The sequence below is a fragment of the Arthrobacter sp. B6 genome, assembly GCF_001663775.1.
Classification (GTDB): Bacteria; Actinomycetota; Actinomycetes; order Actinomycetales; family Micrococcaceae; genus Arthrobacter.
Genome location: NZ_KV467168.1, coordinates 1,657,009 through 1,676,010, shown reverse-complemented (window position 1 = coordinate 1,676,010; position 19,002 = coordinate 1,657,009). Strand labels below are relative to the sequence as shown.

Below are 19,002 nucleotides of genomic sequence, written 5' to 3'. Positions count from 1 at the left end.
CAGTCTAACTAAACTGACCGGTCAGTTCAAATAGCTGCCTGGGTTCTGGCCAAGGCTTTCAGAGGCCGTAATCCTCCAGGAGCCGCAGCCAGACCTCGCTGATGGTGGGGTATGAGGGGACCGCGTGCCATAGCCGGTCCAGCGGCACTTCACCCACCACGGCGATGGTGGCGGCATGGAGTAACTCCGCCACGTCGGGGCCCGCGAAGGTGGCACCCAGGAGTACCTGGCGGTCCTCGTCGACCACAAGTTGCGCCCAGCCTTCGTAGTGCTCGGAATGCAAGGAAGAGCCGGAGACGTTGATGGGCAGTTCCACCGAGGTGGCGTTGTATCCGTCCTTCGTGGCCTGCTCCAGTGTCCGGCCCACGGACGCCAGTTCCGGATCAGTAAAAACGACAGTGGGTACGGCGTGCCGGTTGGCCGTCTGCGAGTACCTGCTCCAAGGCGCCGGCTCTCCGCTCAGTTCCCCCTTGGCGCGCGCGGCGATGGCATCCCCTGTGGCGCGGGCTTCGTACTTGCCCTGGTGGGTGAGCAGGTTGTTTCCGGCGGCGTCGCCGACGGCGTAAAGCCAAGGGTCGCCGTCGGGCAGGCCCTTCACCAGCCCGGTGGAGTCCGTTGCCAGCTTCAGGGGACTCCCCTCGGCTGCACCGAGGCCGATGCTTTCCAGCCCGAGTCCTTCCAGGGCCGGGTGGCGGCCCGTGGACACCAGGACCTTGTCGGCGGAGACTGAGGCCCCGTCACCCAGGCTCAGCGTGAACGTGCCGTCGTCATCTTGGCTGATGCTCTCGGTGCTGGTGTGGAGGCGGACTTCGACGCCGTCCGCGCGAAGGCCGGCCATCACCAGTTGGGCGGCTTCCTCGGGGAAGCTGCCCAGCAGCCGGCCCCGGGTTACGAGCGTGACGTCAGAGCCGAGCCTGGCGAAAGCCTGCGCCAGCTCAACGCCGGCAACGCCGCCGCCGAGGACTGCCAGGCGTTTCGGGACCTCCTTGGCTGATGTGGCTTCACGGGTGCTCCAGACCTGTTGGTCGGCCAGCCCCTCGATGGCAGGCCTGTTGGGCGTGGAGCCGGTGGCAAGCACGACGGCGTGCCGCGCCCTCAGGAGGTAGGTGTTGCCGTCGAGTCCGGCTGCTTCCACGGCACGCGGGGCGGTGATCCAGGCGTGGCCGCGGATCAGTTCAATCCCGGTGTCCTCCACCCACTTCACCTGGCCGTCGTCCTGCCAGTTGGAGGTGAAGTAGTCCCGCCTCTTGAGGACCGCGGCGGCATCAAGGGTTCGGGTGACCGCTTCTTCTGCGCCGGGCACGGTCTGCGCCCCGTGGAGGGCTGTGCCGGGCCGGAGCAGGGCTTTGGACGGCATGCAGGCCCAGTAGGAGCACTCCCCGCCTACCAGTTCGGCCTCCACCAGTACTGCTGTCAGCCCGCCCTGGACCGCCCGGTCTGCCACGTTTTCGCCAGCGGCGCCAGCGCCGATCACGATGACATCGAATTCGCGTTCCAGGGGCTCGGGCGTCATGGCATTAGCCTACGCGCAAGGAGGCCGGCACTGCCGGGGCCAGGGTGCTGCTCCTGGCGGGGTCATGGGGCTGCGCCGGGCGGTCGCGGCGCGCAAGAATGCGTAACTTTTGTCCGACCGCTCGCGGCTTGCCCGCGGAACGTCGCCCTTTAGGAAGGCTGCCAGGCGTTTCCGGGGCCATAAGTTACGCATTCCGGTCGCGGGCCTGAAGGCGGAACCCCTTTGCACCTTCGCCCGAAATGAAGTCGGACAGTTAACGCAAAAGGTCCGCACCGGCGAACCGGTGCGGACCTTCATCTGTGCGCCCAAAGGGATTCGAACCCCTGACCTTCTGTTCCGTAGACAGACGCTCTATCCAGCTGAGCTATGGGCGCATCTTGTTTCTTGAAGAACATCTCTGCTCTCCCCGAACCTCGAATAACTTTACGCGAGGGTTGGCCGTTGTACCAAATCGAAACGTGTGTAATCTAGCCGACTAGACCGGTCTAGGTGACCTTCGTCACTTAATCTCCCTGTTTTGACCCGCTCTTTGTTGAATTTACGCGGTTTCCACTCCAAACGCTCAACAACGAGCAGTCCGGGCCCAAAAATTAGGGCCCTCCCGGCCCATAGCATTTAGCTCACACCGATGAACCCGAGGAAGGGAACCGCAATGGGCGATCTGGCACAACAGCCGCTGCTTGAGAAAGCACCCACCACGCATGCTGCACTGCTGGCATGGGTCGAAGAGGTTGCTGAGCTAACGCAGCCGGACCGTATCCACTGGGTTGACGGCTCCGAAGAGGAAAATACGCGTCTTACCGATGAACTCGTGGCAGCAGGCACGCTGACTCGGCTGAACCAGGAGATCCTCCCGAACTCCTTCGCTGCGTTCTCAGATCCCGCGGACGTGGCCCGCGTGGAAGAACAGACGTTCATCTGCTCCGAGAAGGAGCACGACGCCGGCTTCACCAACAACTGGATGGCCCCGGCCGAGATGAAGCAGAAGCTGCGCGGACTGTTCGCCGGCTCCATGCGTGGTCGCACCATGTACGTCATCCCGTTCGTGATGGGCCACCTGGATGCCGAAGACCCCAAGTTCGGCGTCGAAATCACTGACAGCGCCTACGTTGTCGCCTCGATGCGAATCATGGCCCGCATCGGCACCGACGTCCTGAACCGCATCACCGAAACCAACGCGTTCTTCGTGCCGGCCCTGCACTCCCTGGGTGCGCCGCTCGAAGCCGGGCAGGCTGACGTACCGTGGCCGTGCAACCCGGACAAGTGGATTGTCCACTTCCCCGAGGAGCGTTCGATCTGGTCCTTCGGCTCCGGCTACGGCGGAAACGCGCTGCTGGGCAAGAAATGCTACGCCCTCCGCATCGCCTCCGTGATGGCCCGTGACGAAGGCTGGCTGGCCGAGCACATGCTCATCCTGAAGCTGACCTCTCCCGAGCAGAAGACCTACTACGTCTCGGCGGCCTTCCCGTCCGCATGCGGCAAGACCAACCTCGCGTTGCTTGATCCCACCATCGAAGGATGGAAGGTGGAGACCCTGGGTGACGACATCACCTGGATGCGCTTTGGCAAGGAAGGCGAGCTCCGCGCCGTCAACCCTGAAGCCGGTCTCTTCGGCGTGGCCCCCGGCACCGGCTGGGGCACCAACCCCAACGCGATGCGCGCCATTGCCAAGGGCAACAGCATCTTCACCAACGTCGCGCTGACTGACGACGGCGGCGTGTGGTGGGAGGGCATGACCGAGGAAGTGCCTGCCCACCTCACCGACTGGCAGGGCAACTCCTGGACTCCGGACTCGGACAAGCCTGCAGCGCACCCGAACTCGCGTTTCTGCACGCCGATCGACCAGATCGACATGCTGGCCGAGGAATACCACAGCCCGGACGGTGTCGAGCTTTCCGCGATCCTCTTCGGCGGCCGCCGCAAGACCACCATCCCGCTGGTGACCGAAGCCCGCAGCTGGTCCAACGGCATCTTTATGGGTTCCACGCTGTCCTCCGAGACCACTGCCGCTGCGGCAGGAGCTGTTGGCGTGGTCCGGCGCGACCCCATGGCCATGCTGCCCTTCATCGGCTACGACGCCGGCGACTACCTGAACCACTGGGTGAACCTGTCCGCCAAGGCCAACCCGGAGCGGCTGCCCAAGATTTTCCTGGTCAACTGGTTCCGCCGCACTCCGGAGGGCGGGTTCGCCTGGCCGGGCTTCGGTGACAACGCCCGTGTCCTGAAGTGGGCCATCGAACGCCTCGAAGGCAAGGCTGACGCCGTGGAAACCCCCATCGGCTTTGTCCCCACCGGTGACTCCATCGACCTCAAGGGCCTGGACATGACCCCGGCGCAGGTTGAGGAAGCTGTCCGGGTGGACCCGGCTGAGTGGGAAACCGAGCTCGCGTCCATCGAGGAATGGTTCGCCAACTTCGGCGACTCGCTTCCCGAGGCCCTGCAGGCCGAGCTGGACAGCCTGAAGTCGCGACTGGGCTGACAATCCAAAGTACGACGGCGGCCCCGCACCTTTTACAGCAAAAGGTGCGGGGCCGCCGTCGTCCGTCCTCCTCAGGAGTTTTTGTCCAGATAATGCCCCCAAAGCGCCCGCTAAGTCGCCGTAGGTGGACAAAAACTCCTGAGGGGGAACCCTGGGTCAGCTGGCCAGCCAGATGTCGGGGCCGAAGACCTCGTAATGGATCCTGGTGGCGGGGATGCCGGCGTTGATGGCCTCGTTGCGGATGTGCTTCATAAACGGCAGCGGCCCGCAGAGGTACAGGGATGCATTGGCCGGCAGGTCCACTTCACGCAGCGACATAAAGCCCTCCTTGGACCCTGGCTCCGGCCGCTCAAGCCACAGCTGGAGGTCCGCACCCGCGAGGCGTTCGACGTCGTCCGTCATCTGGCCGCGCAGCGCCCAGTTCTCCAGGGTGCTTTCCGCGTGGAGGACCAGGACCTGCCGGTCGGAACCCGACTCGGCGAGTGAGCGGAGGATGGACGCCGTCGGTGTGCAGCCGATTCCGGCCGATGCAAGGACCACCGGGCCGTCGCCGTCCTTGAGCGTGATCTCGCCGTACGGGTTGGAGATCTCCAGGATGTCGCCGACCACTACCGTGCTGTGCAGGACCGGGGAGACCTCGCCGCCGTCGTCGAGCTTGGTGGTGAAGGACCGGCTGGTGCCGGTGTCCCCGGAAAGGGAGTACTGCCTGACCTGGCGGAGGCCGTCCGGAAGCTGGACCTTGACGCTGATGTACTGGCCGGCAGGGCAGGCGTGACCGGGGTGTCGTCCGCGGGTTCCAGGGTAAAGGTGAGGGAACCGGCGCCCGCGGCGGTCTTGGCAGCCACCTTCCACGGGGTCCACATTTTGCTGTTGGCCTGGGCTGCGTAGAGGCCCTTTTCGAGCTTGATCAGTGCGTCGGCCATCAGCCAGTACACCTCAGTCCAGGCCTCGGCAATCTCCGGGGTAATGACCTCCGCAAGGTCTTCGGCGATGGCCGCGAAAAGGTGCTCGTAGACCACCTGGTACTGGGGTTCGGTGATGCCCAGCGACGCGTGCCGGTGGGCAATGCGGGAAAGCACAGTTTCAGGAAGCGTACCCGGGTGGTTGACGAGGTGGGTGGCGAAGGTTGCGATGCTCCCGGCCAGGGCCTGTTGCTGGTCGCCGGAACGCTGGTTCGAACGGCTAAACAGGCCATCCAGGAGTTCAGGATGGGCGGCGAACAGCCGTGAATAGAAGTTGGGAGTGATGGCGCCGATCCGCGAACCAACCAGCGGCAGGGTGGCCTCAATGACGGGGCGGGATTTGTCCGAGAGCATGTGTACTCCTGAGATAGGGGGCCGGGGCCTTCGTCCGGCCGGGTAATACTCGCATAATAAATGCGAGTATTACGCTCAAGTTCTACACCTTGTAGAACGAGGAAATCAAATCAGGCGCGAACTCAGAGGCCGGGACGCATCCCGATCGCCTGGAATACCGGAGTCATCTGGCGGGAACCCGGCAGTTCGGCAACGATGACGTCGTCCAGTTCGCGATAAAAGGCCTCCCGGGCCCGCGCCATGGCGGTCCGCAACCGGCATTCATTGATGAGCGGGCAATCCCCATTGGGGCCGACGCAGTCAGCCGCGTCCGACCTGGAGTCAAGCTGCCGGAGGAGCTGGCCTACAGTGGCGCGGCTGCCGGCCGCGCTTAACCTCGACCCTCCGGCCCGGCCCCGTTCCACCTCAATCAGGCCAAGGCCCCGCAGCCTGGCCATCGCCTTACTGACGTGGTTGTAGGGCGTGCCCACAGCATCGGCGATGTTCTGGGTGGTCAGGAGGGTGCCGCCCGGGGCGGCGGCGAGCACCATGAGGGCCCGAAGGCTGACATCGGCAAACGCATTGATTTTCATCCGTGGCCGCCGGTCTAGTCCACCCAGACAGCGGGCTCATTGGTGTCAGCCGTGAGCTGGCCGAACTCCCACCCGGATGTTGACGGGTTGGCCGAGTAGGGGAGGACCGCAGCAAAAACCGATCCGTCCCGGTGCTCCGCGGCGACGTGGATGGCGTCCGAGTCTTCCTCCACCAGGAGGATGTCGCAGACGATGGCGGTGGCCCGGAATTCGTGACGGTTCTGGCGCAGGACGTTCGTGAGGTCGCTGATCATGGCGTCAGCATCAAAGTCCGCGTCGGTGCTTTCCTCGGCGTCAGCCGGCGTTACGGCCACCAGCCGGACCTCGCCGTCGTTCTCCACCACGAGGGCGAACGGCAGGAAGCCGCCGTTCCGCTGGAGCTGTTCCTGCGCGGCGCCCACACCCGTCCCCATCAGGTTCTCCAGGTCCGTGGCCGTGGCATCGGGGACGGAGGCCCGCCAGGAACCCGTCGTACCGCCCATAGCGGGCTCGCTATGGCCAGCCATGTTAGCCCTGGCCCCGGACAAGCGACAGAACGCGGTCCCGTACGCGTTCCATGGTGGCCTGGTCAGTGGCTTCGGCGTTCAGGCGAAGGAACGGTTCGGTGTTGGAGGGGCGGAGGTTGAACCAGTAGCTGCCGTCGTTGGCCGTGAAGGTGCTGCCATCCATGGTGTCGATGGTGATGTCCTCACCGGTGAAGTCAGCGCGGACGCGTTCAACAGCTCCGGCCTTGTCCTCGATTTCCGAGTTGATCTCGCCGGAGGAAACATACGGCTCGTACTCGCGGCCGAGCTCGGACAGCGGACCGTCCTGCTCGCCGAGGGCGGCCAGCACGTGCATGGCGGCGAGCATGCCGGTGTCAGCGTTCCAGAAATCGCGGAAGTAGAAGTGGGCGGAGTGTTCGCCGCCGAAGACTGCGCCTTCCTCTGCCATGACTGCCTTGATGAACGAGTGGCCCACACGCGTGCGGACGGCGCGTCCGCCGTCGTGCTCCACCAGTTCCGGCACCGCGCGTGAGGTCAGCAGGTTGTGGATGATCGTGGGCTTCGCCTCGCCCTGTGCCTGGGCGCGGGCGATCTCGCGGCGTGCCACCATCCCGGTGATGGCCGACGGCGAGACGGGCTCGCCCTTCTCATCGATGACGAAGCAGCGGTCTGCGTCGCCGTCGAACGCCAGGCCGATATCCGCACCGTGCTCGATCACGGCTGCCTGCAGGTCGCGGAGGTTTTCCGGTTCCAGGGGGTTGGCCGGGTGGTTGGGGAACGATCCGTCCAGCTCGAAGTACAGCGGGACGATCTCAAACGGAAGCTTGGGCAGGAGTGCGTCGCCCAGCACGGCCGGAGTGGTGAGGCCAGCCATGCCGTTGCCGGCGTCAACGACGACCTTCAGCGGGCGGGACCCGGAAAGATCAACCAGTTGGCGCAGGTACTCGGCGTAGTCCTTGAGGACGTCATGGACGCCGATCAGGCCACGCGTGGGGGCCGCCGGGATGGAGCCGGCGTTGAGGTACTGCTCGGCAAGTGCCTGGATCTCTTTGAGCCCGGATTCGGACGAGATGGGCTGCGCTCCGGGCTTGGACATCTTGATGCCGTTGTATTCGGCAGGGTTGTGGCTTGCGGTGAACGTGGCGCCGGCAGCGTTGAGCGAGCCGCACGCGAAGTAGAGTTCGTCGGTGGAAATCAGGTCCAAGAGCTGGACGTTGGCTCCGCGGGTGGCGGCACCGTCGGCGAACGCTTTGCTGAATTCGGGGGACGAGGGGCGCATGTCGCCGCCAACCAGGACCGTCTGGCCTTCCAACTGCAGGACATCAACGAACGCGGCTCCCACGGCTTCGACGATTTCGGCGGTGATGGAATCACCTACGATCCCCCGGACGTCGTACGCCTTGAAGGATGCCGAGAGGTCAAAAGTCTTTGTCTGTTCGCTAGTCACGGGTCTTATCTTACGTGGACGTACGGGATGCCTGTGGAGGGACAGTGGAGCCTCCGACTGTGTGACGAGGGGGCCGGATGCGCGGCCGTCAGCGGGCTGGAAATTGTCCACATAGGGACCCACCGGCTTTCTGGCTGTCAGTGGTGGCTGGGATACTGAATCAATGGTCGATAACCAGCACGCCGCACTCCTTTCCGATTCAGTCGTTTCCGATTCACAGCCGCATTCCTTCTCAGCCACCCACACCCAGGCCCTGGAGGTTCTCCGGGAACTGGTGGGGAACCCGGCAGCAGAATTCCACGACGGCCAGTATGAAGCGATTGAGGCTCTGGTTGACGGTGGCCGGCGTGCCCTGGTGGTCCAGCGCACCGGCTGGGGAAAGTCGGCGGTCTACTTTGTGGCGTCCCTGCTGCTGAGGCGGCGCGGCGCGGGACCCACCCTGATCGTTTCGCCGCTCCTCGCGCTGATGCGGGACCAGGTGGCTGCAGCGGCACGCGCTGGGGTCCGGGCCGTGGCCATTAACTCGGCCAACCAGTTGGAGTGGGATACGGTGCGCGAACAGCTCGCGGCTGATGAGGTGGACGTGCTGCTGGTGTCGCCTGAGCGACTCACCAACCCATCGTTCCGCGAGAACCAGCTTCCGGAGCTCATCCGGCGGACGGGCCTGCTGGTTATTGACGAGGCGCACTGCATTTCGGACTGGGGGCATGACTTCCGGCCCGATTACCGCCGGATCGCGGACCTGATCACGCAACTGCCGGAGACTGTCCCGGTATTGGCCACCACAGCCACTGCCAATTCGCGCGTGGTCCACGACATCGAGGAACAGCTCGGCGCCGGCGTCCTGACCATCCGCGGAGCGCTGGGGAGGGACTCCCTGCGCCTGGGCGTGCTGGCCTTGCCGGATTCCCGGCAGCGGCTTGGCTGGCTCCTGACGCACCTGGGTGACCTTCCCGGCAGCGGCATCATCTACACCCTGACCGTGTCCGCCGCAGAGGATACCGCCAGGCTCCTGGCGGAGGCGGGGCACAAGGTCCTGGCCTACACCGGGCGGACCGATCCCGCGGACCGCGAACGCGCCGAGCAGCTCCTGAAGGACAACGAGGTCAAGGCGCTGGTGGCCACCTCGGCATTGGGCATGGGCTTCGACAAGCCTGACCTGGGCTTTGTGGTGCACCTCGGGGCGCCGTCCTCACCGGTGGCCTACTACCAGCAGGTGGGCCGCGCCGGGCGAGGCGCGGCGAACGCCGATGTGCTCCTGTTGCCCGGCTCGGAGGACCGTGACATCTGGCAGTACTTTGCGACCGCCTCCATGCCTTCGGAGGACAAGGCGAACGGCGTCCTCACCGCGCTGGCCGAGGCGGGCTCAGCGGTCTCAACCGTGGCACTGGAAGCCAGGGTGGACCTGCGCCGCACCCCGCTGGAGCTGCTGCTCAAAGTGCTGGCGGTGGACGGTGCCGTGGAACGCGTAGGAGGGGGATGGCGCTCCACCGGCCAGCCGTGGATCTATGATGCCGAGCGCTACAGCCGTATCGCCGAAGCCCGGGTGGACGAGCAGGATTCCATGGTGATCTACCAGGACACCGCCGGTTGCCGGATGGAATACATCACTTCGGTCCTCGACGACGAAACGGCGCATCCCTGTGGCCGGTGTGACAACTGCGCAGGCCAGTGGTTCCGGGCGGACATAGCTGCCGAGGCCACCGAGGCGGCCGGCCAAACGCTCAGCCGGGCGGGCGGCGTTCTTGAAGCCAGGCTGCAGTGGCCCAGCGGAATGGACCGCCTGGGCGTCCCGGTCAAGGGCAAGATCAAGCCGGCCGAAGGGCTTGCGGACGGCCGGATCCTCGCCCGGCTCACTGACCTTGGATGGGGCGGGGCGCTGCGGGAACTGTTCGCCGCCGGGGCAACGGACCGGCCCGTGGACCCCGGCATGCTTCAGGCCTGTGTCCAGGTACTGCGCGAATGGGCCACCGGGGACGCACGCACCCCGGCGTGGAGCGGCGTGGGCCGTCCCGCGGCGATCGTGAGCCTTCCCTCACGAAGCAGGCCTGAACTGGTCCAGACCCTTGCCCGCGGGATTTCGGAGATCGGCCGCATCCCCTACCTCGGCCAGTTGGAGCTGGGCCACGGCGGCCCCACCGGCGGGCGTGGCGGCAACAGCGCCTACCGCCTGGCCGGCGTCTGGGACCGGCTGGTGGTGGGACCGGAACTGGAGGCTGCGCTGGCGTCCCTCCGGGGCCAGAGCATCATGCTCGTCGATGACCTCGTGGACAGCCGCTGGACGGTCACCGTCGCCGGGCGGGCCCTCCGGCAGGCCGGTGCGGGTGCTGTGCTTCCGCTGGTACTTGGCCAGGCCGGCTGATCTCTGCGCCGGCATGCCGGTGCAGTGAAAGGCTGTCTGCGGTACTGACCAGCATCAGGACGGCCATGGCCAGGAAAGCCCCACGGAACGGCCCTGCCGGGTCCTGCGGGAACACTGCCAGGCCGTCGAAGATCCGGATCAGCAGTGCCCCCACGGCGATTCCTGCACCGGCGGCCAGTTGGACCAGCGTGGCCGACACGGCATTTGCCGACGTGAGCTGCGCCGGGGCGATGTCCGCGTACTGCACCGAGGCGTAGGCGGAGAACCCGATGGAGCGGAACGCCCCGCTGCACACCAGCAGCGCGAACATGATGGCCTGCGGCGTGTCGGGGGTCAGCAGGGCGCACAGCGCGAAGGTCAGCGCGGACGCGAGGGATGCGAGGACCAGCATCGGCTTGAAACCGAAGCGCCTGATCAGGGAGGTGGTTGCCGGTTTAATGCCGATGTTGCCGATGAAGACGGCCGCTACCATGATGCCGGCGTGCAGTGGCGTCCAGCCGAAGCCGGCCTGGAACATCAGGGGCAGGAGGAACGGCACTGAACTGATGGTCAGGCGGTACACGAACCCGCCGGTTGCCATGGCCCGGAATGTGCGCGTTGCAAAGACGCTGAGATCAAACAGCGGGTTCCTGGCCCGGAGCATCCAGGCCGCAGCGCCGGCCAAGGCGGCAATACCGGCGGCAGCGCACAGACCACCCCAGGGCCCGTCGGGGTGGGCGGTGGAAAGTTCAAGCCCTACAACCAGTGCGCCAACGCCCACCGTTGTCAGGAACAGGCCCAGCCAGTCCAGCCTGCGTTGACGGTCACCCACCCCGGCGGGAACCAGACGTAAAGCCGCGATGAACGCCGCGAGGCCCAGCGGCAGGTTGATCAGGAAGATCCAGTGCCATGACAGATACGTGGTCAGCGCGCCGCCAACCAGCGGTGCCAGCACGGGGGCCAACAGGCCTGGCCACACCAGGAAGGCCGTGGCACGCAACAACTCGGATTTCGGCGTTCCCCGGAGCACCACCAGCGTTCCGACGGGAACCATCATCGCCCCGCCGGCACCCTGCGCGATACGGGCCAGGGTCAGCATCGTAAGGTCCTGGCTCAGCGCGCAGGCCAGTGACGCGGCAGTGAACAAGGCAATGGCCAGGCAGAAGACGCGCCGCGCCCCGAGCCGTTCCGCCAGCCATCCGCTGAAGGGGATGCCCATGGCCACCGTCATGAGGTACGCCGTCATGGTGATGTTGACGTCGGCGGCGGGCACCTGAAAATCCCCGGCGATACTGGGAATGGCGGTGGTGAGGACGGTGCCGTCCAGGAATTCCATAAAGAATGTGGCAGCCACGAGCAACGCCAGGCGGGGGTTCCATGCCTGCCCGCTGCCTGGATCCACGTTCACTTGGTTGCTTTGTGCCATCTGATAATCCTGCCACCGGGCCAGGCAACAGGCCCGCAGTGTCCGCACCACGGATGCGCCCCATCCCAACCAGGTCGCAGCTGATGTCGTTTTCGGCGCCCATAACGACATCAACTGCGACCTGGTTGGGGGCTTCGTGAACGCAAAAGGCCCCGGTCCAGGGACCGGGGCCAAACGCGGAGACGGGGGGATTTGAACCCCCGGTGGAGTTGTGCCCCACACTTCATTAGCAGTGAAGCCCATTCGGCCGCTCTGGCACGTCTCCAATTGCTATTCCTAGCCCACCAAGGATACGCAGAACGGGGCATGCAGCGCAAAACGGCTTGCCACCGCACCGGTCAGGGCCCCGGCAAGCACGGGCTACGAAGCGTCGCCGGCCAGCGTGCGCCAGAGGAAATGCTGGCTCCGTGCCTGCAGCGCTGCCGCCTGCCGGTTGTCCGAGGCTCCTGCGTGGCCGCCTTCCAGCGCCTCATGGAACCAGACGTTGGGGATCCCCATTGCCAGCATCCTGGCAGCCATCTTGCGGGCCTGTACCGGGCCTACCCTGTCATCGGACGTGGCAGTCCAGATAAACGTTTCGGGGTACTCCACCCCGTCCCTGAGCAGGTGGTACGGCGAAAATGTCCTTATGAATTCCCACTGTTCCGCCACATCCGGGTCGCCGTACTCCGCGATCCAGGAATGCCCGGCAGAGAGCCTGGTGTAGCGCCGCATGTCCAGCAGTGGCACGCCGCAGGAGACCGCACCGAAAAGCTCCGGGTAGTTGGTGAGCATGTTGCCCACCAGCAGGCCGCCGTTGGAGCCGCCCACGCAGCCGAGGCGTTCGCGCGACGTGACCCCCCGGGAGATGAGGTGCCGCGCCACGGCAGCAAAGTCCTCATAGGCGCGGTGCCGGTTCTCCTGCAGCGCAGCGCGGTGCCAGCCCGGGCCGTACTCGCCGCCGCCACGGATGTTCGCCACCACGTACACGCCGCCGCGGGAATGGGCAGCGGCGCCCGGCCCGGCGGCCGCTGCAGTCCGCCGCTCCAGCCAGGCCCTGCCCACGGTCCCGCTGTAGGCGGGGGTCCGGGACACCTCGAACCCGCCGTACCCGGAGAGCTGGGTGGGGTTCTGGCCGTCCAGCACCAGGTCGCGGGACGCAACCTGGAAGTAGGGGACCCGGGTGCCGTCGGCTGAGACAGCGAAGTGCTGCTGCACCTCGTACCGGGAGTCGTCAAAGAACGACGGCGACGCCTTCACCGTTGTGTGGCTGCTCACCACGCCTGCCGTCCCGGCGCTGTCGTAGGCACCGTTGGCGGCACCGCCGGAAGGGGTGGAACCCCGTTTCAGCGTTCCCCGCATCAAGGTGCTGGGGGTCGTAAAGCCGGTGGCGACCAGCCAGAAGTCGTCTCCGGCGCCGCCGTCGGAGGGGCCTTCGTCCTCGTCGTCCACCGCATAGGCGTTCACGTCGTGCAGGGGCGGGCAGGCGTCCAGCAGTGACGAGGCCCACGCGCCGGACTCGCCTGACCCGCCGGGCGCGGACGGATCGAGCACGCGGATCTCCGACGAGACGTCGCGCAGGAGGTTCAGGAGCAGGAAGTTCCGGGTCCAGCTCCATGACTGCAGGGATGTGTGGGTATCCGGAGTAAACAGGACCGCCAGGTCACGGGAGCCAGCCAGATAGTCGTCAAAGTGTGCTGTGAGCAAGGACCCGGCCGGGTAAACGGTTCCGTTCACTGCCCAGTCCTGGCGGGGACGGAACAGCAGCCACTCGCGATGCACGCTGATGTTCACGTCGGTGGGAACGTCGATTTCCACCCAGGCCCCGTCCTGCAGGACTGAGGTCCTCTGGTTGAAGAAATCGATGTAGTCCACGGCAAAAGTGCGCTCAAAGCCAGGAGTCGAATCATGGGCCACGACGGCCATCATGTGGTTCTCGGCCACTTCGAACAGGCGGGGCGCGGTGGCAAGCGGTCCACCGCGGCGCAGGGTCACGGCCGTACGGGCGTAGGAGGACGCCGTGCTTGGAAGACCCTCCGCGGTGGAGGCGACCAGCAGCGTGTCCTGATCCAGCCACGAGACGTTGCCCTTCGCCGTCGGGAGGTCAAACCCGCCGTCCGCCGGGGCAACAAAGCCGCGTGCCTCGACGTCGTACTCCCTGTAACGGTTCGCGTCGCCTCCGTCGGGGGAGAGCGCCAGCAGCGCGTGGCGGTGCGGCTCGCCGTCCGCCGGGCGAAGGAAAGTGGCCCCGTGGAACACCCATTCAATTCCTTCTGCCGCAGCGAGGGCATCAACGTCCAGCAAGATGTCCCATTCCGGAGCGTCCGTGCAGTAGCTTTCCCAGGTGGTGCGGCGCCACAGCCCCTTGGGGTTCGCCTGGTCCTTCCAGAAGTTGTAGTACCAGTCGCCGCGCTTGCCCACCATGGCGATCCTGTCCGTGGAATCCAGGACCTCAAGGATGCTGCCTTCCAGTGCCGCATAGTCGGCGTCCTCCAGCAGGTCCTCCGTGCGGGCATTCTGCTCCCGGACCCACGCCAGCTGCTCCTCGCCGTAGATCTCCTCGAGCCAGATGTTCTCGTCGGTGGGTTCGGGGGCGGTGGCTGGAGGGTTGGAACCGGGCGCTGAGTCAGCTGCAGTGGTGGTCATGCGCCCCATCCAAACAACATCTGCACGCACCTAGCAAGTCAAGAGCCCACGGGGCAAGCCGATACTCTGGATGCCGTGGGTACAACGCAGCAGATCCGGACCGCCATCATCGGCGCCGGCCCTCGGGGTACCAGCGTGCTGGAGCGTCTCCTGGCCCACGCCGCGGCCCAGCCAGAGCCCGCTGCCCTCCAGATCCACATGATCGACCCGTACCCTGCCGGCCCCGGCCATGTGTGGCAGCCCGGCCAGTCACGGCTGTACGTGATGAACACCCAGTCGTTCTACCCCACGCTCATACCGGAGGATCCAGCCCTCGCCCCTCCGCTTGCCGGTACCACCTTCAACAGCTGGCGGGCGCGCCAGCAGCGCGCTCCAATGCCATCGCTGACGGCAGAAGAACGGTCCGAGCTCGCCACGCTGGGCCCCGGGGACTTTCCCAGCCGTGCCATTTACGGCCGGTACCTGCGCTGCACCCTTGAGGAACTGCTGGAACGGTTGCCCGACGGCGTGACCGTCCAGTTCCATGCATTGTCCGCCGAGTCGGTGGTTCCGTCCGCAGATGGAACGTTCGACGTCGGCCTGGCCGGCGGCGGTTCCCTGCGCACCGATTCGGTGGTGCTGGCCCTGGGCCATGTCGCTGCCCGGCTGAATCCTGAACAGCGCGAACTGCAGTCCTCCGCCGCGCGGATGGGCCTGCGATACCTGCCGCCGGCAGTTCCCGCGGACGTGGACTGGGGCGTGATTCCGGCCGGTGAGCCTGTCCTGGTCCGGGGCATGGGCCTGAACTTCTTCGACGCCATGGGCCAGCTCACGGAGGGGCGCGGCGGAAAATTCATCGACGCCGGCCACCGGCTGGACTACCGGCCTTCCGGCCAGGAACCGCTGATCATTGCCGCCTCACGCCGCGGCACCCCCTACCGCACCAAGGCCGCCCTGAAGGGGTATTACCCGGCGTCCGTCCGCCTGAGGTACCTGACCGGTGCCGCGCTGGAACGGTTCAGCGCCGCCGGGATCCGTCCGGGATTCGACCACGATCTCTGGCCGTTGCTCCACAGGGACACCCTTTGGGCCTACTATTCGACGCTGGTGCGCTCGCAGCCCGGTGCCGTCGCGGAGCCTGCCGCGTTCCTCGAGGCCCTCGATATCGCGCTGCGTCCCCATGCGCACAGCGCTGCCAACTGGGAGGACGCCATGGCCAGTGTCCTGGCCATCCATGTCCCGCCGCGCCACCGGCTTGACCTCCAGGGACTCGCAGCGCCCCTTGCGGGCCGGTCGTTCGCCTCACGCGCCGAACTGGACGCGGCCGTCGTGGATTACCTGATGGATGACGCCCGCCGCTCCGCCCTCGGGGAGGACGACCCCATCAAGATGGCAATCGGGGCCCTCCACCACGGACGTGCTGTCCTGAAGACCGCGGTGGCCGACGGCGGCATCACCGACGAATCGTGGGTCGCCGGGCTGCGTGGCTGGTTCGAGTCCTTTGTTGAAGGGCTGGCGAGCGGTCCGCCGGCGATGCGTGCCGAACAGTTGGCAGCACTGGCCCGCGCCGGGGTGGTCAGCTTTGTTGGTCCCGACCCCAAGTTTGGGCTGGACCGCCACACCGGGATGTTCACGGCGGCGTCACCCTGGGTTAAAGGCCCGCCGGCCGTGGCCAGGACCATGGTGGAGGCGCTTGCCCCCGCCAACCGGGTGTCCGCCAACGACTCTCCGCTGCTGAAACAGCTCTTGGCGGACGGGCTCGTGCGGCCGCGCCTCATGATGACGGCGGAGGGCGCACCCGTGCAGGCCACCGGGCTGGACGTCAGCCCCCACCCCTACCGGCCCGTGGCAGCCAACGGGTCTGTCACCGCCGGACTCTATGTCCTGGGCCTCCAGCTATCGGCAACCCAATGGGGCACCGCCATCGCTGCTGAGGCGGTCCAGCCCGGCGGTCCAACGTATCCCAGCGGGCAGCGCACGCTCCGCGATGCCGACGAAATCGCGCAGGCTATCCTGGGCAACATCCCGCCCCGCTGACCGGCGGCTCCCATCCCAAATGATCTGGGCAATGGGGGTGCCCGGCTGGAGAATTGGGGAGAACGAAGGAACCCCGGCTCACCAGAAGCTGGTGGACCGGGGTTCCGTTCGCGGAAGGTAAGAGATTCGAACTCTTGGTACGGGGTTACCGCACACTAGTTTTCAAGACTAGCTCCTTCGGCCGCTCGGACAACCTTCCCTAACGAGTAGTGTTTCATAGGCAGTTGGCTGCAACAAAACAGAGTATGGCGTGCGTCCGGTGCACACTGGTTTTGGTGCACGAATCAGCTAGAAACGGGAGTCCTCCATGAAAGCCGTCTACATTTCAGAACCTGGTGGTCCGGAGGTACTGGAAGTCCGCGACGTGGACGCTCCAATTCCGGGGCAGGGTGAGGTGTTGATCGACGTCGTTGCTGCCGGCCTCAACCGCGCGGACGTGCAGCAGCGAAGGGGTTTCTACCCGCCGCCGCCAGGTGCTTCCGAGGTTCCGGGCCTGGAAGTTTCCGGAAGGATCGCCGGTTTCGGCCCCGGCGTCAGCAAGCCCTTCTCCGTGGGCGACAAGGTGGTGGCGCTCCTGGCCGGCGGAGGCTACGCCCAGCAGGTCGCCGTTCCCGCCGAGCAGGTCCTGCGGATTCCCGACGGCGTCGACTTGGTCACTGCGGCGTCGCTGCCTGAGGTGGCCGCCACCGTCTACTCGAACCTGGTCATGACGGCGCAGCTGCAGGCAGGCGAAACCGTGCTCATCCACGGAGCGACCGGCGGCATTGGAACCATGGCCATCCAACTGGCCAAGGCGTTCGGTGCCCGGGTTGCCACCACCGCCGGGAACGACGAAAAAGTGGGCACGGCGAAGGCCTTCCTGGGGGCGGACATCGCCATCAACTACGCCGAGGAGGATTTTCCGGAGAGCCTGCGGCGACAGAACGGCGGCAAGGGCGCCGACGTGATCCTGGACGTGGTGGGAGCGAAGTACCTGTCCCACAACGTCGACGCGCTGGCCGACTACGGACGGCTGATTGTGATCGGCCTGCAGGGCGGCGCGAAGGGCGAATTGGATCTTGGCCAGCTGTTGAGGAAGCGGGCGGCGGTGGTGGCCACCGCGCTGCGGCCGCGTCCCGTGGCGGAAAAGGGCGCCATCATGGACGCTGTCCGGGAGTCGGTGTGGCCCCTGATCTCGGACGGCCGGATCCGCCCTTTGGTGGCCAAGACCTTCCCGCTGGACCAGGTCCGGGCAGCGCACAGGTATTTCGACAGTGGCGAGCACGTGGGCAAGGTCCTGTTGGTCATGTAGTGGTGCGGGCGGACGGATAGGACACGGCTGCTAAATACTCAGTATTGCTTTGCATGCGCGGTTCGGCTACTGTCACTCCATACGCGGTATGCACGGGTCTTGGGGGTCCGTGCATACCGACGCTGACGCCACCGCTAGGAGCATCATGTCTATCCGCCACAGCCTCCTCGCCCTGCTGCAGGACCAGCCGCGTTACGGCTACCAGCTCAGGGTTGAGTTCGAGAACCGCACAGGGGCCACCTGGCCCCTGAATATCGGGCAGGTGTACACCACGCTGGACCGGCTGGAACGCGATGGCCTGGTCAGCAATGACGGCGGGGACGGGGAAGGCCACGTGGTCTACAGCATCACCCCTGCAGGGAAAGCGGCAGTGCAAGGCTGGTTCGCAGCCCCGGTTGAGCGCAACAATCCGCCGCGGAATGAACTCGCCATCAAGCTGGCGCTCGCCGTGACTCTTCCGGGAGTGGATGTGCAGGCAATCATCCAGGCCCAGCGCGTGGCCTCGATCCGGGCTCTGCAGGACTACACCAAGGCGCGCCGGGACACCGCAGCAAACCAGCGGTCGGCGGATACCGCTTGGCTGCTGGTACTGGACTCGCTGATTTTCCAGACGGAAGCGGAGGTCCGCTGGCTGGACCTCTGCGAGGCACGCATGGTGCAGCAGGCACAATCAGCCAACCAGGCAGCAGCACGTAAAACGTCCAACGGGGTCACTGTGGAAGAGGCTGCCCCGCTCATCGCGGATAGCCGCCGGTGAGCGTCCGGGGGCCGCAGCAGGTCCTTGAACTTGCAAAGGTCAGCAGGACGTTCGGTGAGGGAGCGACGGCGGTCGCTGCTCTTCGGGAGGTTAACCTTACGGTCAGTGCCGGCGAGTTCGTCGCCGTGATGGGTCCGTCAGGTTCAGGGAAATCGTCCCTCCTGGCGCTGGCAGGGGGACTGGACCGTCCGACGTCGGGCGGTGTCTTTGTGGAGTCCACCCCCTTGGGCGGGCTGGGACTGAACGAACTGGCACGGCTGCGCCGCCGCGCCGTCGGCTACGTCTTCCAGGACTTCAATCTTGTCCCCACCCTGACCGCCGCCGAGAACGTGGCGCTGCCGTTGGAGCTGGACGGGGCAGCTGCAAGGAAGGCGCAGCGGCAGGCACTGAACGCCCTGCGGCAGGTGGGCATCCCCGAACTGGCCGACCGCTTCATGGACCAGATGTCCGGTGGCCAGCAGCAGCGGGTGGCCATTGCGCGTGCCATCGTCGGCGACCGCCGGCTGATTCTGGCCGACGAGCCAACGGGTGCACTGGATTCCACCACCGGCCAGGGCGTGATGGAGGTGCTGCGCAGCCGGGCAGATGCCGGGGCCGCCGTGATGCTGGTGACGCACGAGGCCCGGCACGCCGCCTGGGCTGACCGCGTGGTTTTCCTCCGGGACGGCCGGATCGTGGATCAGGCAGCGGCCATGCACGATCCCGCCATGCTTTTGGCCCAGGCCGGATACTGA

General features: G+C 66.1%; 12 protein-coding genes, 3 tRNA genes and 1 pseudogene. 6 read left to right on the top strand and 10 right to left on the bottom strand.

Annotation, left to right across the window (positions count from 1 at the left end; all coding sequences use genetic code 11):
* Positions 1–58: 58 nt before the first annotated feature.
* Both AU175_RS07220 and AU175_RS07215 read right to left on the bottom strand, forming a co-directional pair.
* Positions 59–1,513, bottom strand: a complete 1,455-nt coding sequence (locus AU175_RS07220; RefSeq protein WP_066287045.1) for a dihydrolipoyl dehydrogenase family protein — start codon at positions 1,511–1,513, stop codon at positions 59–61.
* Positions 1,514–1,813: 300 nt separating this feature from the next.
* Positions 1,814–1,887, bottom strand: a tRNA-Arg gene (locus AU175_RS07215).
* A gap of 278 nt (positions 1,888–2,165) precedes the next feature.
* Here AU175_RS07215 and AU175_RS07210 point away from each other — a divergent pair.
* Positions 2,166–3,992, top strand: coding sequence for a phosphoenolpyruvate carboxykinase (GTP) (locus AU175_RS07210; RefSeq protein WP_066287043.1), 1,827 nt, complete (start codon positions 2,166–2,168; stop codon positions 3,990–3,992).
* A gap of 156 nt (positions 3,993–4,148) precedes the next feature.
* On the opposite strand, the pseudogene AU175_RS07205 reads toward AU175_RS07210, so the two are convergent.
* The 4 genes and pseudogenes from AU175_RS07205 to AU175_RS07190 form a co-directional block, all read right to left on the bottom strand.
* Positions 4,149–5,308, bottom strand: a pseudogene (locus AU175_RS07205) (globin domain-containing protein).
* 122 nt (positions 5,309–5,430) lie between these two features.
* Positions 5,431–5,880, bottom strand: a complete 450-nt coding sequence (locus AU175_RS07200; protein WP_066287041.1) for an RrF2 family transcriptional regulator — start codon at positions 5,878–5,880, stop codon at positions 5,431–5,433.
* Between the two features lie 14 nt (positions 5,881–5,894).
* On the bottom strand, positions 5,895–6,386 hold the full coding sequence (locus AU175_RS07195; protein ID WP_066287040.1) for a hypothetical protein: 492 nt from the start codon (positions 6,384–6,386) through the stop codon (positions 5,895–5,897).
* Between the two features lies 1 nt (position 6,387).
* On the bottom strand, positions 6,388–7,812 hold the full coding sequence (locus AU175_RS07190) for a phosphomannomutase/phosphoglucomutase (protein WP_066287039.1): 1,425 nt from the start codon (positions 7,810–7,812) through the stop codon (positions 6,388–6,390).
* A gap of 163 nt (positions 7,813–7,975) precedes the next feature.
* On the opposite strand from AU175_RS07190, the gene AU175_RS07185 reads away from it, so the two are divergent.
* A complete protein-coding gene (locus AU175_RS07185; RefSeq protein ID WP_066287037.1) occupies positions 7,976–10,174 on the top strand; it encodes a RecQ family ATP-dependent DNA helicase in 2,199 nt (732 codons plus the stop codon).
* Here AU175_RS07185 and AU175_RS07180 read toward each other — a convergent pair.
* The 3 genes from AU175_RS07180 to AU175_RS07170 form a co-directional block, all read right to left on the bottom strand.
* Entirely contained in the window at positions 10,098–11,579 is a 1,482-nt protein-coding gene (locus AU175_RS07180; RefSeq protein ID WP_066287035.1) for an MFS transporter, read from the bottom strand. The two genes, AU175_RS07185 and AU175_RS07180, sit on opposite strands and share 77 nt — an antisense overlap.
* 177 nt (positions 11,580–11,756) lie before the next feature.
* Positions 11,757–11,844 (bottom strand) — tRNA-Ser (locus AU175_RS07175).
* Positions 11,845–11,939: 95 nt separating this feature from the next.
* Positions 11,940–14,204 carry a prolyl oligopeptidase family serine peptidase gene (locus tag AU175_RS07170; RefSeq protein ID WP_066287033.1) on the bottom strand — a complete coding sequence of 755 codons (2,265 nt, stop codon included), beginning with the start codon at positions 14,202–14,204 and terminating at the stop codon, positions 11,940–11,942.
* 75 nt (positions 14,205–14,279) lie between these two features.
* Here AU175_RS07170 and AU175_RS07165 point away from each other — a divergent pair, with 75 nt between their 5' ends.
* Positions 14,280–16,220 (top strand): FAD/NAD(P)-binding protein, encoded by a 1,941-nt coding sequence (locus AU175_RS07165; RefSeq protein WP_066287032.1) that lies wholly within the window; start codon positions 14,280–14,282, stop codon positions 16,218–16,220.
* Between the two features lie 111 nt (positions 16,221–16,331).
* On the opposite strand, the gene AU175_RS07160 is transcribed toward AU175_RS07165, so the two are convergent.
* A tRNA-Ser gene (locus tag AU175_RS07160) sits at positions 16,332–16,419 on the bottom strand.
* A 108-nt stretch (positions 16,420–16,527) separates the two neighbouring features.
* Here AU175_RS07160 and AU175_RS07155 point away from each other — a divergent pair.
* The 3 genes from AU175_RS07155 to AU175_RS07145 all read left to right on the top strand — a co-directional run bounded on the left by AU175_RS07155 (position 16,528) and on the right by AU175_RS07145 (position 19,002).
* Entirely contained in the window at positions 16,528–17,511 is a 984-nt protein-coding gene (locus tag AU175_RS07155; protein WP_066287030.1) for an NAD(P)H-quinone oxidoreductase, read from the top strand.
* Positions 17,512–17,656: 145 nt separating this feature from the next.
* Positions 17,657–18,268, top strand: a complete 612-nt coding sequence (locus tag AU175_RS07150) for a PadR family transcriptional regulator (RefSeq protein ID WP_066287029.1) — start codon at positions 17,657–17,659, stop codon at positions 18,266–18,268.
* Positions 18,265–19,002 carry an ABC transporter ATP-binding protein gene (locus AU175_RS07145; protein ID WP_066287028.1) on the top strand — a complete coding sequence of 246 codons (738 nt, stop codon included), beginning with the start codon at positions 18,265–18,267 and terminating at the stop codon, positions 19,000–19,002. Before AU175_RS07150 ends, AU175_RS07145 begins: the two co-directional genes overlap by 4 nt.

Coding starts and splice junctions, on each gene's coding strand:
- AU175_RS07185 (WP_066287037.1), top strand. CDS start 7,976: ATGGTCGATAACCAGCACGCCGCACTCCTTTCCGATTCAGTCGTTTCC.
- AU175_RS07155 (WP_066287030.1), top strand. CDS start 16,528: ATGAAAGCCGTCTACATTTCAGAACCTGGTGGTCCGGAGGTACTGGAA.
- AU175_RS07200 (WP_066287041.1), bottom strand. CDS start 5,880: ATGAAAATCAATGCGTTTGCCGATGTCAGCCTTCGGGCCCTCATGGTG.
- AU175_RS07150 (WP_066287029.1), top strand. CDS start 17,657: ATGTCTATCCGCCACAGCCTCCTCGCCCTGCTGCAGGACCAGCCGCGT.
- AU175_RS07210 (WP_066287043.1), top strand. CDS start 2,166: ATGGGCGATCTGGCACAACAGCCGCTGCTTGAGAAAGCACCCACCACG.
- AU175_RS07180 (WP_066287035.1), bottom strand. CDS start 11,579: ATGGCACAAAGCAACCAAGTGAACGTGGATCCAGGCAGCGGGCAGGCA.
- AU175_RS07220 (WP_066287045.1), bottom strand. CDS start 1,513: ATGACGCCCGAGCCCCTGGAACGCGAATTCGATGTCATCGTGATCGGC.
- AU175_RS07170 (WP_066287033.1), bottom strand. CDS start 14,204: ATGACCACCACTGCAGCTGACTCAGCGCCCGGTTCCAACCCTCCAGCC.
- AU175_RS07195 (WP_066287040.1), bottom strand. CDS start 6,386: ATGGCTGGCCATAGCGAGCCCGCTATGGGCGGTACGACGGGTTCCTGG.